15 protein-coding genes are annotated in these 13745 nt (G+C 65.7%); 5 read left to right on the top strand and 10 right to left on the bottom strand.

What is annotated here, in order from left to right:
* Positions 1 to 203: 203 nt before the first annotated feature.
* From ABE485_RS13260 to panD, 4 genes are all read right to left on the bottom strand, one after another.
* On the bottom strand, positions 204 to 1544 hold the full coding sequence (locus ABE485_RS13260; RefSeq protein WP_346515753.1) for an extracellular solute-binding protein: 1341 nt from the start codon (positions 1542 to 1544) through the stop codon (positions 204 to 206).
* Positions 1545 to 1548: 4 nt separating this feature from the next.
* On the bottom strand, positions 1549 to 2805 hold the full coding sequence (locus tag ABE485_RS13255; protein WP_346515752.1) for a D-amino acid dehydrogenase: 1257 nt from the start codon (positions 2803 to 2805) through the stop codon (positions 1549 to 1551).
* Between the two features lie 126 nt (positions 2806 to 2931).
* Entirely contained in the window at positions 2932 to 3978 is a 1047-nt protein-coding gene (locus ABE485_RS13250) for a CDP-6-deoxy-delta-3,4-glucoseen reductase (RefSeq protein WP_346515751.1), read from the bottom strand.
* A 64-nt stretch (positions 3979 to 4042) separates the two neighbouring features.
* Positions 4043 to 4411, bottom strand: coding sequence for an aspartate 1-decarboxylase (gene panD, locus ABE485_RS13245; RefSeq protein WP_006224022.1), 369 nt, complete (start codon positions 4409 to 4411; stop codon positions 4043 to 4045).
* Between the two features lie 209 nt (positions 4412 to 4620).
* On the opposite strand from panD, the gene sugE reads away from it, so the two are divergent.
* Complete coding sequence (sugE, locus tag ABE485_RS13240) at positions 4621 to 4938, top strand: quaternary ammonium compound efflux SMR transporter SugE (RefSeq protein WP_346515750.1); 318 nt, start codon at positions 4621 to 4623, stop codon at positions 4936 to 4938.
* A 17-nt stretch (positions 4939 to 4955) separates the two neighbouring features.
* Here the strand turns inward: sugE and ABE485_RS13235 are convergent, their stop codons facing one another.
* The 6 genes from ABE485_RS13235 to ABE485_RS13210 all read right to left on the bottom strand — a co-directional run bounded on the left by ABE485_RS13235 (position 4956) and on the right by ABE485_RS13210 (position 9833).
* Entirely contained in the window at positions 4956 to 5828 is an 873-nt protein-coding gene (locus tag ABE485_RS13235) for an MOSC domain-containing protein (RefSeq protein WP_346515749.1), read from the bottom strand.
* Between the two features lie 128 nt (positions 5829 to 5956).
* Entirely contained in the window at positions 5957 to 6883 is a 927-nt protein-coding gene (thpD, locus tag ABE485_RS13230) for an ectoine hydroxylase (protein WP_346515748.1), read from the bottom strand.
* 15 nt (positions 6884 to 6898) lie between these two features.
* On the bottom strand, positions 6899 to 7297 hold the full coding sequence (locus ABE485_RS13225; RefSeq protein ID WP_008165124.1) for an ectoine synthase: 399 nt from the start codon (positions 7295 to 7297) through the stop codon (positions 6899 to 6901).
* Positions 7294 to 8601 (bottom strand): diaminobutyrate--2-oxoglutarate transaminase, encoded by a 1308-nt coding sequence (gene ectB / locus ABE485_RS13220; RefSeq protein WP_346515747.1) that lies wholly within the window; start codon positions 8599 to 8601, stop codon positions 7294 to 7296. The genes ABE485_RS13225 and ectB overlap by 4 nt, the downstream gene beginning before the upstream one ends.
* Before the next feature lie 126 nt (positions 8602 to 8727).
* Positions 8728 to 9288 carry a diaminobutyrate acetyltransferase gene (gene ectA, locus ABE485_RS13215; RefSeq protein ID WP_346515746.1) on the bottom strand — a complete coding sequence of 187 codons (561 nt, stop codon included), beginning with the start codon at positions 9286 to 9288 and terminating at the stop codon, positions 8728 to 8730.
* Positions 9285 to 9833, bottom strand: coding sequence for a MarR family winged helix-turn-helix transcriptional regulator (locus ABE485_RS13210; RefSeq protein ID WP_346515745.1), 549 nt, complete (start codon positions 9831 to 9833; stop codon positions 9285 to 9287). The genes ectA and ABE485_RS13210 overlap by 4 nt, the downstream gene beginning before the upstream one ends.
* Before the next feature lie 126 nt (positions 9834 to 9959).
* Between ABE485_RS13210 and ABE485_RS13205 the strand changes: the two genes are divergently transcribed.
* The 4 genes from ABE485_RS13205 (at position 9960) to ABE485_RS13190 (ending at position 13580) form a co-directional block, all read left to right on the top strand.
* Entirely contained in the window at positions 9960 to 10205 is a 246-nt protein-coding gene (locus ABE485_RS13205; RefSeq protein ID WP_346515873.1) for a hypothetical protein, read from the top strand.
* Positions 10102 to 11034: a MurR/RpiR family transcriptional regulator gene (locus tag ABE485_RS13200; RefSeq protein WP_346515744.1), complete on the top strand. Its 933-nt coding sequence runs from the start codon at positions 10102 to 10104 to the stop codon at positions 11032 to 11034. The genes ABE485_RS13205 and ABE485_RS13200 overlap by 104 nt, the downstream gene beginning before the upstream one ends.
* Positions 11035 to 11080: 46 nt before the next feature.
* The gene (locus ABE485_RS13195; protein ID WP_346515743.1) at positions 11081 to 12421 is read left to right on the top strand and encodes an aspartate aminotransferase family protein; all 1341 of its coding nucleotides are present in this window, start codon (positions 11081 to 11083) and stop codon (positions 12419 to 12421) included.
* A gap of 154 nt (positions 12422 to 12575) precedes the next feature.
* A complete protein-coding gene (locus ABE485_RS13190; RefSeq protein WP_346515742.1) occupies positions 12576 to 13580 on the top strand; it encodes a TAXI family TRAP transporter solute-binding subunit in 1005 nt (334 codons plus the stop codon).
* Positions 13581 to 13745: the final 165 nt, after the last annotated feature.

The raw sequence follows: 13745 nt of genomic DNA, 5'->3' as shown, positions 1-13745 counted from the left end.
AAAGGCGCATCGGAAGCGACGCGCATGAGAGGCATGGTGGCTGAGCGCTCGCGGCGCCGCCAGACTGGCATATACGCGTGAATGGATTGATCCACCCTGTCCGCGTCAGGCTCGCGCACAAAAAAAACCCGGTCCGTGAAGACCGGGTTTTCGCGCGCCGGGCGCGACGTCCGCGTCAGCGGGGCGGCGCCTTTACGGGGCGATCAGCGCTGGGCGGCAATGCTGCGCGCCTGCGAGGCGGCATTGTTCAAGGCTGCAACGGGCGGCACCTTGCCTTCGAAGGCATCGGTGAGTTCCTTGTTGAGCACGGGCTCGATGCGCTCGTAGTTGGCCATGCGGAAGCCGCGGCTGGTGTTGACGGGCTTGGCGCTCATCGAGGCGATCAGTGTCTGGGCGCCCGGAATCTTGCTGTAGAACGACACGTCGGAGGCGCGGAACGCGGCCTCGGTCAGGGGCAGATAGCCCGTGCGCTGGTGCCATTCGGCGGCGATGACCGGCTTGGACAGCCAGGCCAGGAACTGTGCCGTGGCCTTTTCCTGCGCCTGGGGATGGCCCTCAAGCGCCCACAGCGCGGAACCGCTGACGAACGGCTTGCCGCCTTCCTTGGTGGCCTGCTCGTAGTAAGGCAGCGGAGCCACGCCGAAGGCGAGCGACTTCGTGGCCAGGAACTGTCCGAAGGCGCCCGAATTGGCCGTCAGCACCGCGCATTCGCCCTTGGCGAACAGCTTGTCGCTGGCGTTGTCGCCCGAGTACGCCGTGAACAGCAGCGAACGCTTCCAGCTGACCATCAGCGAGATGTGGCGCATGTAGAGCGTGTCGAACTGCATGGCGGCCGCGGCGGACTTCTTGGTGACCGCGTCCAGGCCGTTGTTGTTGCTGGTGAACGACTGGTTGTTGATCGGGGCCAGGTTCTCGAGGTGGACCGCGACCTGGTCGCTGGACGCGTACGGGCAGTCGATGTCGGCCACGTCGCGCAGCTTGAGCAGTTCGGCCTGCAGGGCGGTCCAGGTGCGGGCAGGCTTGTTCGGATCAAGCCCGGCCTTCTTGTAGGCGGCGGTGTTGTAGAACATCACCGGCACTTCGGCCATCCAGGGGAACGCAAGGATGCGGCCCTTGCTGTCGCGCGTGAAGCTGCTGGTGGAGGGAATGAACCAGTTCAAGTCCTTGATCGGATACTTGGCCAGCAATTCGTACAGCGGCAGCACCGCCTTGTGCTGGGCAACGACTTCGGGAGAGTGGTTGTCGGGGAGCTGCAGCAGGTTCGGGCCCTTCTTGGCCTTTACGGCGGACACCGCTTCCTGCTCGAGCGCGGAGGACGACGCAAAGCCGCGCAGCGTGACGCGGACATCGTCCTGTTCCTTGTTGTACTGCTTGGCCAGCTTTTCGAATTCGGCCTTGTTTGCGTCGGTCAGCGTATGCCAGACCTGTATCTCCACGGCCGCGGCGTTGGCCGCGCCGGCCATCGCCATCGCAGCGCCAAACACCCATGCGCGCCGGCTGGCGAACATCGCGCGGGCAACGCCCGCCAATTGCAGTTTCTTCATAGGTTCACAGACCAAGAAAAGGGAATTCCGGTTCTGGCCGCCGTCCACTGAGCAGATCGGCCAAAGCCCGGCCCGAGCCAACACCCATCGTCCAGCCAAGCGTACCGTGTCCTGTATTGATATACAAATTGGGAATACGGCTGCGGCCAATGATGGGCACGTTCGAGGGAGTGGACGGGCGCAGGCCCGACCAATAGCTGACGCGCTCGAAATCGAGCGCGTCGGGAAACAATTCTTTTGCCAGCCGCGTCAGGGCTTCGCAGCGGCTGGTGTTCAGACCGCGGGAATAGCCGGACAGTTCCGCGGTGCCGGCCATGCGCAGGCGGTCGCCCAGGCGCGAGAACACGATTTTATGGCTGCTGTCGGTCAGGCTGACAGTGGGGGTCGCACCCGGATTAAGCACCGGGAAGGTCGCGGAATAGCCCTTGGCCGGATACACGTTGCACGGTATGCCCAGGGGCCGCAGCAGCATGGGACTGAAGCTGCCCATCGCCACGACGTAGGCGTCAGCCGACAGCGTCGCGTACTGCCCGTCGGGCTGGATGAGTTCGACGCCTTGCACGGCGCCGCCCGTGGTCAGCAGGCGCGTCGCGCGGGTGCTGTAGCGGAACTCGACGCCGGCACGCGCGCAGTGCTCGGCCAGCGCCACGGTGAAAAGGTGCACGTCCCCGCTTTCGTCCTCGGGGGTGTAGTCGCCCCCGACGATGGTTTTCCGATGCGGCGCCAGCGCCGGTTCGATTGCGATGACTTCGTCGGCCGACACGACACGGCGCTCGACGCCGAAGTCGCGCATCAGGCCGGCGGCGCGCTGGGAATTTTCGAATTCGTGGGGATCGCGGTAGAAATTCAGGATGCCGCGTTCAAGGTGGTCGTACTGGATGCCCAGTTCGGCGCGCATGCCGCGCAGCGTGGAGCGGCTGTATTCGGCCATGCGGACCATGGCGCGGATGTTCGGCGCCAGGCGGCTGGGCAGGCATTCGCGCAGGAACGCCAGGCCCCACATCCATTGCCGCCAATCCAGTTGCGGACGAAACAGCAGCGGCGCGTCGTCGCGGAACATCCATTTCAGCAGTTTGAGGGGCGCCTGGGGGTTGGCCCAGGGCTCTGCATAGGACACGGAGATCTGCGCGCCATTGGCCAGGCTGGTTTCCTGGGCGGGACCGGTGCAGCGGTCTATGACCACGACGTCATGACCCGCCTGGCTTAGCCACCAGGCGCTGGAGATGCCGATAATGCCGCTACCCAATACCGCTACTTTCATGCCCGCATCGCTCCTTGCAAGCCAGTTCCGTGCGCGGACCCGATGTCCGCGCCCCCTGGCAAGCCGCTGCCAAAGCAGTTTACCCCGCTGCTTTGCCGCCGACTAAGTACAGAAACCTCATATTACTCAAGACGCGGCCTTCGCCAGATCGGCCTCGGAGGTGAATGCGTCCGCATAGAACTCTTCCGCCGGCAGGCCGTTCTGCGCGCTGAACTCGCGCCGCGCGGCATCCACCATCAGGGGCGTGCCGCAGGCGTAGACCTGGTGGCCGGACATGTCGGCGATATCGCTCATGACGGCTTCGTGGACAAAGCCGGTCCGGCCGGTCCAGCCGTCTTCCTGCAGCGCGTTGGACACCACGGGGACATAACTGAAGCCGGGCAGGAGTCCGGCCCAGGATTGCGCCAGCGCATCCATATAGAGGTCCTGCGGACGGCGGCCCCCCCAGTACAGCGTGACGGGACGGGCGATGTTCTTGTGGATCATGTGCTCCACGATGGCCTTGACCGGCGCGAAACCCGTGCCGCTGGCCAGCAGCACGATGGGCTTGTCGCTGTCTTCGCGCAGGAAGAACGACCCGAACGGCCCTTCCAGGCGCAGGATCTCGCGCTCTTTCATCTGCGTGTCGCCGGCGCCGAAGACATGGTCGGTGAACAGGCCGCCGGGCATGTGGCGGATATGCAGCTCCAGCGGGCTGCCGGTGTGCGGCGCGCCCGCCATGGAATAGCTGCGGCGGCGGCCGTCTTTCAAGATGACTTCGATATATTGCCCCGCGTAGTAGCGGAACTGCTCGGACGCCGGCAGCTGCAGCTTGAGCACCGTGACGTCGGGCGCCACGCGCTCCATCGTCTGCACGCGCGACGGCAGCTTGCGGATCTGGATGTCGCTGGCCAGCCGGACCTCGGTGGACTCGACCACCAGGTCGGATTCGGGCCGCGCCTGGCAGAACAGCGTGTAGCCGTCGGCCAGTTCTTCCGGCGACAGGATCTGCGCGGGATACTGGCCGGCGTCGAACTCCCCGGACACCACTTTGCCCTTGCAGGTGGAGCACGCGCCGTTGCGACAGCTGTAGGGCAGCACGATGCCGGCCGCCAGCGCGGCGTCGAGCACGGTCTGGCCGGGCTCGACCGGGAATTGATGCTTGCTGGGTTGGATGATGACCTGGAAGCTCATGATGAAACGGTTCAGAGGCGACGAAGCGCTATCCGGCCTGGATGGCGCTCCGCCCGGCCCGGCGTCAAGCCGGGAACTTGCGGATTTCCTTGACGCGGTTCGCGTCGTCCACCAGCACCACCTGCGGCTTGTGCGTGGCCGAATCAGCTTCGGACATGGGGCCGTACGTGCAGATGATCAGCAGATCGCCCACCTGGGCGCGGCGTGCGGCCGCCCCGTTCAGGGAGATGGCGCCGCTGCCGCGCGCAGCCTTGATGATGTAGGTGTCGAAGCGTTCGCCATTGGTGACGTTGTAGAGTTCGATGCGTTCGAACTCGCGCATGCCGGCAGCGTCCAGCAGGTCTTCGTCGATGCCGCAAGATCCTTCGTAGTGGAGGTCGGCTTCGGTGACCGTGACGCGGTGCAGCTTTGCCCGCAGCATGATGCGTTGCATAAAATTTCCTGGTTTCGCGGCCCGGCACGCGAAGTGTTGCTAGAGTTGATGCCCGGCATCCGGTATTGCCGTCGAAAGCCGGTATTCTATAATTTTTGCCGCAACGGGACGGCCCGTTGCTGCGCGCAGTCAAATGGCTGCCGCCTTTTCCGGGGACGACCCCTATTTATGCCGGCGCCCCGCCGGCAATGCAATCGTAGGAGTCGTGCATGACCTGGATCATCCTGGTACTGGCTGGCCTGTTCGAAATCTTCTGGGCCGTCGGCCTGAAATACACCCATGGGTTCACCCGGCTGTGGCCGTCCCTCGTTACCGCGGGCGGCATGATCATCAGCTTCTGGCTGCTTGCCGTGGCCATGAAATCCCTGCCGCTGGGCACCGCCTACGCCGTGTGGGTAGGCATCGGCACGGTCGGGGCCTTCGTGGCCGGCATCGTGCTGTTCGGGGAATCGACCAGCTGGATGCGCATCGCCAGCGTCGCCTTCATCGTGCTGGGCCTGGTCGGCCTGAAGCTGTCTTCGGCGTAACGCCGGCGGGCGGCGCGTCAGAAATCCAGTTCGATGTCGACTGCGTCGCCCACCTTCAGGCGCGCGCCCGCCGGCGCGTCCAGGATCGCGTTCTGGCCGAACACCACGCCGATTTCCAGGTTGCGGTAGCCCGCCAGCGTGCGGCCCGGCTCGTCGTACTGCCTGGCGGTGCGCTGGTCGATGTCCGGGATCGAGCAGCGGGTGCAGGGCTTGACGAACGCCATGCGCACGTCCGACGCCGTGATCATGGCGGTGTGGTCTTCCTCGAAGGGCTCCCATTCGCCCTCCACGACGATGTTGGGGCGGAAGCGGTCCATCGGCACCGGCGACGCGCCCTTGGCCTGCAGGCGGGTGTTCAGGTCGTCCAGCGATGCCTGGTTGGCCACCAGCAGCGGAAAGCCGTCGGCAAAGCCGAAACAGTGTTCGCCCACGAAGGCATCGGCCAGGTCGGGATGCGCATCGACCCACCGCGAGACCCAGTCGGGCTTGGCATTGCGGCGCGCCGCGCCATCCACCTTGAGCAGACGGCACGGCGTCTTGAGATAGTCCGTCAGCCATTGCGCCGCGGCCGCGTTTTCGCTGCGGGCGGCAATGGTGTCGCTCCAGACGCCCACGGTCTGCGTCTGCGGCTGCAGGCCCGAACCGTCCAGCGCGACGTCCAGGTCCGCCATGCCGGGCGCGGACAGGCGCAGCGCGTCGGGAGTGAGCGCCGTGCGGATCAGCGCCATGGCCGGCCACTGCCGCTGGGTCATGAACACGCCGTCGGCATCGACCACCATCCAGCGGCGGTCATGCGCGAGGCCCGCGCGGTCGATCGGCGATTCGGTCAGGTCGATGCCCGCACAGGATTTGACGGGATAGATATGCAGGCTGAGGATACGGGCGGACATGGCGGCGAAGGCTCAACGGGTTGCGGATGCCGCAGAGAATACAAGAAATGCGGCCCGGTGGCGCACCCGACACAGAGCGAAAAAAAGCCCGGGACCGGGCCCGGGCTTGGCGTGGACGGCTTGCCGGCTCAACCGCCGACCAGCTTCAGGGCGTCCAGCGGCGTAACCGCCTTGAAGCCCTTGCGCGTCGCGATGTGCTCGGGACGCGGCGTCAGCCCGTACTTGGGCGGGTTCAAGGTGTTCTCCATGCTGTTGTAGACCATGAAGACATTGGCGCGCGGCCACGGCGAAATATTGCTGTTCGAGCCGTGCATCGTATTGCAGTCGAAGAACACCACCGAGCCGGCCTTGGCCGTCATCGAGCGGATGCCGCCCTGCTCCACCAGCAATTGCAGGCTGACGGGATCCGGCACCCCGTATTCCTGCTTCTTCAGCGATTGCTTGTAGTGCTCGTTGGGCGTCTCGCCGACGCACGAGATGAACTGGCGGTGGGACCCCGGCACCAGCATCAGCGGACCGTTGCACTCGTTGTTGTCGGTCAGCAGCACCGAGCAACTGAGCGCGCGCATCGAGGGCATGCCGTCCTCGACGTGCCACGTTTCAAAGTCGGAGTGCCAGTAGAACTCCTTGCCCTTGAAGCCGGGCTTCATGTTGGCGCGCGACTGATGGATATAGACTTCGGAGCCGAGGATCTGACGCGCCACATTGACCAGCCGGGGGTCGCGCACCAGGCGCGCCAGCATGGGATTGAGCACGTGCACCATGAAGATGGACCGCACGGCGTTGCTGCCGGGTTCCGTGATGGACTCTTCGCGGCGCACGATGGACGGGTCGCGCGTCATGCGCTCGACCTCGGCCGACAGCGCGCGGACTTCGGCTTCCGTGAACAGGTCTTCCAGCAGCAGAAAGCCGTCGCGATCGTACTGGCCGACCTGATCCGTGGTCAGGGCGCCGGCGTACTTGCCGTCCTCGTAGACCACGGGATCCTGGCGGGAAATGATGGCGGAACTGCGATCCGTACGGGAGGCGTACGGATCCTGCGCGGGTGAGATCATGCGAACCTCCTTGTTTCAGGCCGCGACGGCGTCGGGCAGCGCGTAGACACCTTCCTTGTCGTGCACTTCCTGGCCGGTCAGCGGCGGATTGAAGACGCAGATGACGCGCAGCGGCTCCTTGCCGCCGCACAGCCAGTGCTCGTCGTGTTCGTTCAGCGCGTAGACCACGCCGGGGCCCAGGTCGTACTTCTTGCCGTCGGCGATCGTTTCGATCGAACCGTCGCCTTCGATGCACCACACCGCCTCAAGATGGTTCTTGTAGTGGATGTGGGTGCGGCCGCCCGGGAAAATGGTGGTTTCGTGGAACGAAAAACCCATGCCGTCCTTCTTCAGCAGCACGCGGCGGCTGACCCAGGTGTCGGTGCGGACTTCGTCGGCGGTGCCGATCACATCTTTGACATTGCGTACGATCATTGACGTTTTCCTCCAAATTTCAGGATGCGGGCAGACTGCCCCTCATCGGCCAGCGCTTCAGCCACGCTGGCCTCGATCAGATCCAGGCCCTTGGCCAACAGGTCTTCCTCGATCGTCAGCGCGGGCAGCAGCTTGAGCACTTCGTCATGCGCGCCCGAGGTTTCGATCACGACGCCCTTCTTGAAGGCGCACTGGGCGATGCGGTTGGCCAGCGCCGGGGTGGTGTTGGACACCAGCCCCTGGATCAGGCCGCGGCCGCGCGCCGACAGGCCGGCGTTGGGATAGCTGTGGACCAGGTTCTCGAGCCAGTCCCCGACCAGGCGCTCCTTGCGCTGGATGTCGGCGGTGAAGGCGGCGTTGGTCCAGTAGGTTTCCAGCGCCTGGGTCGCGGTGACGAACGCCAGGTTGTTGCCGCGGAAGGTGCCGCTGTGGGCGCCGGGCTTCCAGATGTCCAGCTCGGGCTTCATCAGCACCAGCGACATCGGCAGGCCGAATCCGGATAGCGACTTGGACAGCGTGATGATGTCCGGGCGGATGCCGGCGGTCTCGAAGCTGAAGAACGTGCCCGTGCGGCCGCAGCCGACCTGGATGTCGTCCACGATCAGCAGCATGTCGTGGCGCTTGCACAGCTTTTCCAGTTCCTTGAGCCAGCGCAGCGTCGCGACGTTGACGCCGCCCTCGCCCTGCACCGTTTCAACGATGACGGCGGCCGGCTTGTCCATGCCGCTGCTCGGATCCTCCAGCATGCGTTCCAGGTAGGACATCGTGTCCACGTCCGGGCCGAAGTAGCCGTCGTAGGGCATGAACGTCGTGTTGCCCAGCGCGTAGCCGGCGGCGTCGCGGAACTTCATGTTGGCCGTCGCGGCAAGCGAGCCGCCGCTGACGCCGTGGAAGCCGTGCGTGAACGAAATCACGTTGGGACGCCCCTTCACCTGGCGCGCGATCTTCAGCGCGGCTTCGACGGCATTGGTGCCGGTGGGGCCGGTGAACTGCAGGGTGTACTGCCAGTTGCGCGGCTTGAGCAGCACGCGATCCACCGTCTCCAGGAAACGCTTCTTCGCGCTGGTGGCCATGTCCAGGCCATGGACGACGCCGTCCGCCTGCACATACTCCAGCAGCTTTTCCTTGAGAACAGGATTGTTGTGGCCATAGTTCAGCGTGCCTGCGCCGCTGAAAAAGTCGATGTACTCGGTGCCCTCTTCATCGATGAGCGTCGAGCCGCGGGCCTGGTTGAATATCACGGGAAACGACCGGATGTAGCCCCGCACTTCCGACTCCATACGGTCAAAGATTTTCAAGTCCATGATTAATCCTCCCTTTTCATCTCATAAATTGACGGACGGCCAGATCCCCTCCGGGTGCGCCAGGCGCATCCGGATCGGTGTGAACCATCCCGGTAATTCGATAAGTCCCTCGGACCTGCGCCGCCCCTACGGGGACGGCAAGGCCAGCGGGCCTATCCTTAACAACATCTCGTCGTCATGGTCCGCGCCGCCGAACAATTGCCGGTCGAAGAACGGCTGTTCGGAAACGTGGGCGCCCATTTCTCCGGCCAGGCCGGCGAAGGTGCGGCGCGAAGCCTGGTTGTCAGGCCCCACCGTGGTTTCAAGATAGCGGACATGCGCCAGGCCCTTGCGCTGCAAGAGTTCCCGGAGCATGGCGCGGCCGAGTCGATGGCCGCGAGCGCGGGCGTGCACCGCGACCTGCCAGACGAACAGCACGTCTGGGCGGGACGGGTCCACATAAGCGGAGATAAAACCGTTGATGCGTCCTCCGGCGCTTTCAGCCAGGACGCAGGTGTCGCGAAAGTGCTCGCTCAGGAGCAGGTACGCGTAGAGGGAATTCAGGTCGAGCGGCGGGCACTCGGAAATGAGGCGGTGGATGGCGGCGCCGTCTTTGCGGTCGGGCAGACGCATGGTGTGGGTCTGCGCGCTGACCGCCGGCGCCACGGCACTTGAGAGTATTGGGGTGTCCAGTTCGTTTTTCTTCATGCGACGATTCCTGATTCTGGGGGTGCCCCGCCCGTGGGCACTTCAAGGATGGGCGACGACACATCGCCATGCGTGTCGACTGCGGCCTGGCCATCCTGTTCCATGAGCGTCACGATGCGCTCCAGGGACAGCGTGATGGTGGCCTGTTCCAATTCCGGCAAGGCATTGAGCGCGTCGGCCAGATGCTTTTGCAGCGGCGACGGCGCGCCTTGCGCCAATTCCCGACCCACGTCCGTGGCGGTGACGAACACGATGCGGCGATCCTCGCGGCCGCGCTCGCGGCGGATCAAGCCCTTGTCTTCCAGGCGATCCAGGATGCCGACCACGGTGCTGGGACTGACGTGCATCTCGCGGCTGATGGCCGTGGCGGTCATCGGCCCATTGCTGATCACCGTGCGCAGGCACATCAGTTGCGGCGCGGTGATATGGCTAACCGCGGACAACTGGCGCGAGTGCAGCGCGATCGAACGCGTGATGCGGCGCAGGGCTCGCAAGATGCGCAGGTCGTACTGCTGTGAAGAATCGGATTTCGCGGCGTCAGTCATGGTTGCGGGTGATTCGGTCAAATTCATTTCTACACGAATGATATGCGCCCAATTTATTCGAGTCAAACAAAAATGGCCCGCACGATGTAAATAAATGAACGCGGATTTGCCGAGGATGACGGCAACATGACCGGACTTCGCATCGGCGACAGGGAATGCCGCGACCCGATATGCGTCGTGCCAACTGGGGGAAGCCCCTATAAAAAACATATGTTTTTCTTAAGATCAATTATTTATCATATGTTTTTTAGCTGTTTCCTCGACCGCCATGCCGCTGCCTTCCGCCCTACTGCTAACCCTGCAGGAAAAACTGGAGCAATTGCCTCCGGAATTGCAGCGCGCGGCGCATTGGGTCGTGGCACATCCGGCTGAAGTCGGGCTGTGGTCGATGCGGCGGCAGGCGCAGGCGTTGGGCGTGGCGCCCGCCACCATGCTGCGGCTGGCGCGCGCGGTCGGCTACGCCAGCTACGAGGATTTCCGCCAACCCTTCCAGGAGGCGCTGGCCGGACAAGGCCAACCGGGACTGCGCGACCGCGCCGCCGCCTTGCAGGCCGCGGCGGGCGAACCCGTCGCCCCCGGCCACGACGTCCTGACCGACTACCAGATCCAAGCCATGGCCTCGGTATGCCAGCTGAATCCGGCCACCGCCTTCGACGCGGCCGTGCAGACGCTGCTCGAGGCGCGGCAGGTCGGTTTCCTGGGTACGCGTTCGGCCTTCGGCATCGCGTTCCAGATGCGCTACGCCTACCAGCTTGTCCGCCGCAACAGCGTCCTGATCGACGGCATGGGCGGCGCCCCCGCCGAGCAGGCGGACAACCTGGGCGCTGGCGACGCGCTGATCGTGATATCGCAGGCGCCCTACCCGACCGCCACGGTCCAGCTGGCGCGCCAGGCCGCGCAGCGCGGCGTGGCGCTAGTCGCCCTGACCGACGATCCGCTGTCGCCGCTGGCCGTCGAAGCCCGCCACACGCTGCGCTTCGCGCCGCCCGACCGCGACGGCGTGCAGGCCAGCCCCGCGCGCCAGGGACCGGGATCGTTCTTCCACACCACCGCAGGCCTCCTGGGCCTGGCCGAACACCTGATCGCCCGCCTGACGGCGCGCGGCGGCGATGAGGTGCTCAACCGCCTGACCGAAGTGGAGCAGCGCCTGCGCGCCGACAACGTCTATTGGACCGGCGCCAGCGCGCGCCGGCCGGGCTGAGGCCGCCGCGCCTTTGTCTTCACCCCTATTTCACGGAAACAGCAGCATGAGCCAGACACACGTCCTGCATCGTTCTCTTCGCCACACGCCCCCGGTCGCCGTCGGCGGCCAGGGCGTATGGGTCCACGACAGCGCCGGCCGCGCCTACCTCGACGGCTCGGGCGGCGCCGCCGTCTCCTGCCTGGGGCACAACCACCCGGACATCCAGGCGGCCATGCATGCGCAGATCGACGCGCTGGCCTATGCCCACACCAGCTTTTTCACCACCGAAGTCGCCGAACAGCTGGCCGACCGGCTGGTGGCCGACGCGCCGGCAGGCACGTCGCACGCCTACTTCGTATCCGGCGGATCCGAAGCGGTCGAGGCCGCCCTGAAGATGGCCCGGCAGTACTTCGTGGAAATCGGCCAGCCGCAGCGCCGCCACATCGTCGCGCGCCGGCAGAGCTATCACGGCAACACGCTGGGCGCGCTGGCGGTCGGCGGCAACGCCTGGCGCCGCGCCCAGTTCGCGCCGCTGCTGATCGAGGTGGAGCACGTTTCGCCTTGCTACGCCTACCGCGACCAGCGCGACGGCGAAAGCGCGGAACAGTACGGCGAGCGCCTGGCGCAGGAGCTGGAACAGACATTCGAGCGCCTGGGGCCCGACACGGTGATGGCCTTCGTCGCCGAGCCGGTGGTGGGCGCCACGTCGGGCGCCGTGACGGCGGTGCCCGGCTACTTCCGCCGCATCCGCGAAGTCTGCGACCGCCATGGCGTCCTGCTCATCGCCGACGAGGTCATGTGCGGCATGGGCCGCACCGGCACGCTGTATGCGGTGGAACAGGAAGGTATCGCCCCCGACCTCATCACCATCGCCAAGGGCCTGGGCGGCGGCTACCAGCCCATCGGCGCGGTAATGGCGCAGCAGCGCATCGTGGACGCCATGCAGCAGGGCAGCGGGTTCTTCCAGCACGGCCACACCTACCTTGGCCATGCCATCGCCTGCGCGGCGTCGCTGGCCGTGCAGGACGTAATCCGGCGCGACAACCTGCTTGAGCGCGTGCGCGCCCAGGGCGCGGGCCTGCGGCAGCGCCTGGAGCAGGCGCTGGGCGATCATCCCCACGTGGGCGACATCCGCGGGCGGGGCCTGTTCATGGGCGTCGAATTGGTGCGGGACCGCACGACCAAACAGACCTTCGACCCCGCCCTGACGCTGCACGCGCGGATCAAGCGCGAGGCCATGGCGCGGGGCCTGATGGTCTACCCGATGGGCGGCACCATCGACGGCCGCCAGGGCGACCACGTGCTGCTTGCGCCGCCCTTCATCATTTCCGACGACGAACTGGACCAACTGACAGAAAGGCTGGCCGGCGCCATCGACGCCGCGATAGCCCAGGCCGGCGGCTAAACGCCGCCTGCGCGCGCGAAGCCGGGATCCGCGCGCGCCGCCCGCCGACAGCGGGCACGTGATGATTCAGCACAGGGCGACCCGCGGCTCGCGGGGCTGCCAACCGCCGGCAAAGACCGGCAAATCACGGGGAAAAACCCCAAAAGGAGTTTGCATGACCACGTCCGTCAAACACACCTTGGGCCATCGCAATGCCTGGACGCTCGCCGCGGCGGGCCTGGCGACGGCATTGCTGTCCACGGCGCCGGCTCCGGCCGCCGCCCAGCAGAAGTTCGTGAGCATCGGCACGGGCGGCGTCACCGGCGTCTACTATGCCGCTGGCGGCGCCATCTGCCGCCTGGTCAACAAAGACCGCGCCACTCACGGCATCCGCTGCTCGGTCGAGTCGACCGGCGGCTCGGTTTTCAATGCCAACACCATCAAGGCCGGCGAGCTGGACCTGGGCGTCGTGCAGTCCGACGTCGGCTTCAACGCCTACAACGGCGAAGGCCAGTTCAAGCAGGCGGGGGCCTACCCGAAGCTGCGCTCGGTGTTCTCGATCCACCCGGAGCCGTTCACGGTGGTGGCGCGCAAGGAATCCAACGTCAAGGGCTTCGAGGACCTGAAGGGCAAGCGCTTCAACGTCGGCAATCCGGGCTCGGGCACGCGCGCCTCGATGGAGGAACTGCTGGCCACGATGGGCTGGACAATGAAGGACTTCTCGCTGGCTTCCGAATTGCGTCCCGACGAGCACGGCTCGGCGCTGTGCGACGGCAAGATCGACGGCTTCTTCTATGGCGTGGGCCACCCTTCCGCCAACATCCAGGACCCCACCACAAGCTGCGGCGCAAAGCTGGTGCCGCTGACCGGCCCGGCCGTCGACAAGCTGGTGGAGAAGTACCCGTACTACGCCCACGCCACGATTCCCGCCGGGCTGTATCCGGGCAATCCGTCCGAGACCAAGACGTACGGCGTCACCGCGACGTTCGTCACGTCGGCCGACGTGCCCGAGGCCACGGTCTACACGGTGGTCAAGGCCGTGTTCGACAACTTCGACGACTTCAAGAAGCTGCACCCCGCCTTCGCCAACCTGAAGGCGGCCGACATGGTGAAGAACGGCCTGTCGGCGCCGCTGCATCCGGGCGCCGAAAAGTACTTCAAGGAAAAGGGCCTGCTCTAAGGCTCGCCAGACCGGCCCTTGCGCAATCCGAGGCTGGCGCCTTGGCCTGCGCAAGGCAGCCGCTTCCCGCGCCTTGCGTGCGCGGGGGCACACCGCGCGCCGCCGCAGCGGCGCGCGCCACGAAACGCAGGGGAATTTCATGACAAAAGATTCGCACAAGCCGAC

Origin of the sequence: Achromobacter spanius (assembly GCF_039673305.1) — a bacterium.
Taxonomy (GTDB): domain Bacteria; phylum Pseudomonadota; class Gammaproteobacteria; order Burkholderiales; family Burkholderiaceae_B; genus Achromobacter; species Achromobacter spanius_F.
This window is presented reverse-complemented; position numbering and strand designations above follow the sequence as displayed.

Excerpts from the sequence above, each read along its gene's own strand:
- ABE485_RS13260 (WP_346515753.1), bottom strand. The coding sequence starts at position 1,544 with ATGAAGAAACTGCAATTGGCGGGCGTTGCCCGCGCGATGTTCGCCAGC.
- ABE485_RS13255 (WP_346515752.1), bottom strand. The coding sequence starts at position 2,805 with ATGAAAGTAGCGGTATTGGGTAGCGGCATTATCGGCATCTCCAGCGCC.
- ABE485_RS13250 (WP_346515751.1), bottom strand. The coding sequence starts at position 3,978 with ATGAGCTTCCAGGTCATCATCCAACCCAGCAAGCATCAATTCCCGGTC.
- panD (WP_006224022.1), bottom strand. The coding sequence starts at position 4,411 with ATGCAACGCATCATGCTGCGGGCAAAGCTGCACCGCGTCACGGTCACC.
- sugE (WP_346515750.1), top strand. The coding sequence starts at position 4,621 with ATGACCTGGATCATCCTGGTACTGGCTGGCCTGTTCGAAATCTTCTGG.
- ABE485_RS13235 (WP_346515749.1), bottom strand. The coding sequence starts at position 5,828 with ATGTCCGCCCGTATCCTCAGCCTGCATATCTATCCCGTCAAATCCTGT.
- thpD (WP_346515748.1), bottom strand. The coding sequence starts at position 6,883 with ATGATCTCACCCGCGCAGGATCCGTACGCCTCCCGTACGGATCGCAGT.
- ABE485_RS13225 (WP_008165124.1), bottom strand. The coding sequence starts at position 7,297 with ATGATCGTACGCAATGTCAAAGATGTGATCGGCACCGCCGACGAAGTC.
- ectB (WP_346515747.1), bottom strand. The coding sequence starts at position 8,601 with ATGGACTTGAAAATCTTTGACCGTATGGAGTCGGAAGTGCGGGGCTAC.
- ectA (WP_346515746.1), bottom strand. The coding sequence starts at position 9,288 with ATGAAGAAAAACGAACTGGACACCCCAATACTCTCAAGTGCCGTGGCG.
- ABE485_RS13210 (WP_346515745.1), bottom strand. The coding sequence starts at position 9,833 with ATGACTGACGCCGCGAAATCCGATTCTTCACAGCAGTACGACCTGCGC.
- ABE485_RS13205 (WP_346515873.1), top strand. The coding sequence starts at position 9,960 with ATGACCGGACTTCGCATCGGCGACAGGGAATGCCGCGACCCGATATGC.
- ABE485_RS13200 (WP_346515744.1), top strand. The coding sequence starts at position 10,102 with ATGCCGCTGCCTTCCGCCCTACTGCTAACCCTGCAGGAAAAACTGGAG.
- ABE485_RS13195 (WP_346515743.1), top strand. The coding sequence starts at position 11,081 with ATGAGCCAGACACACGTCCTGCATCGTTCTCTTCGCCACACGCCCCCG.
- ABE485_RS13190 (WP_346515742.1), top strand. The coding sequence starts at position 12,576 with ATGACCACGTCCGTCAAACACACCTTGGGCCATCGCAATGCCTGGACG.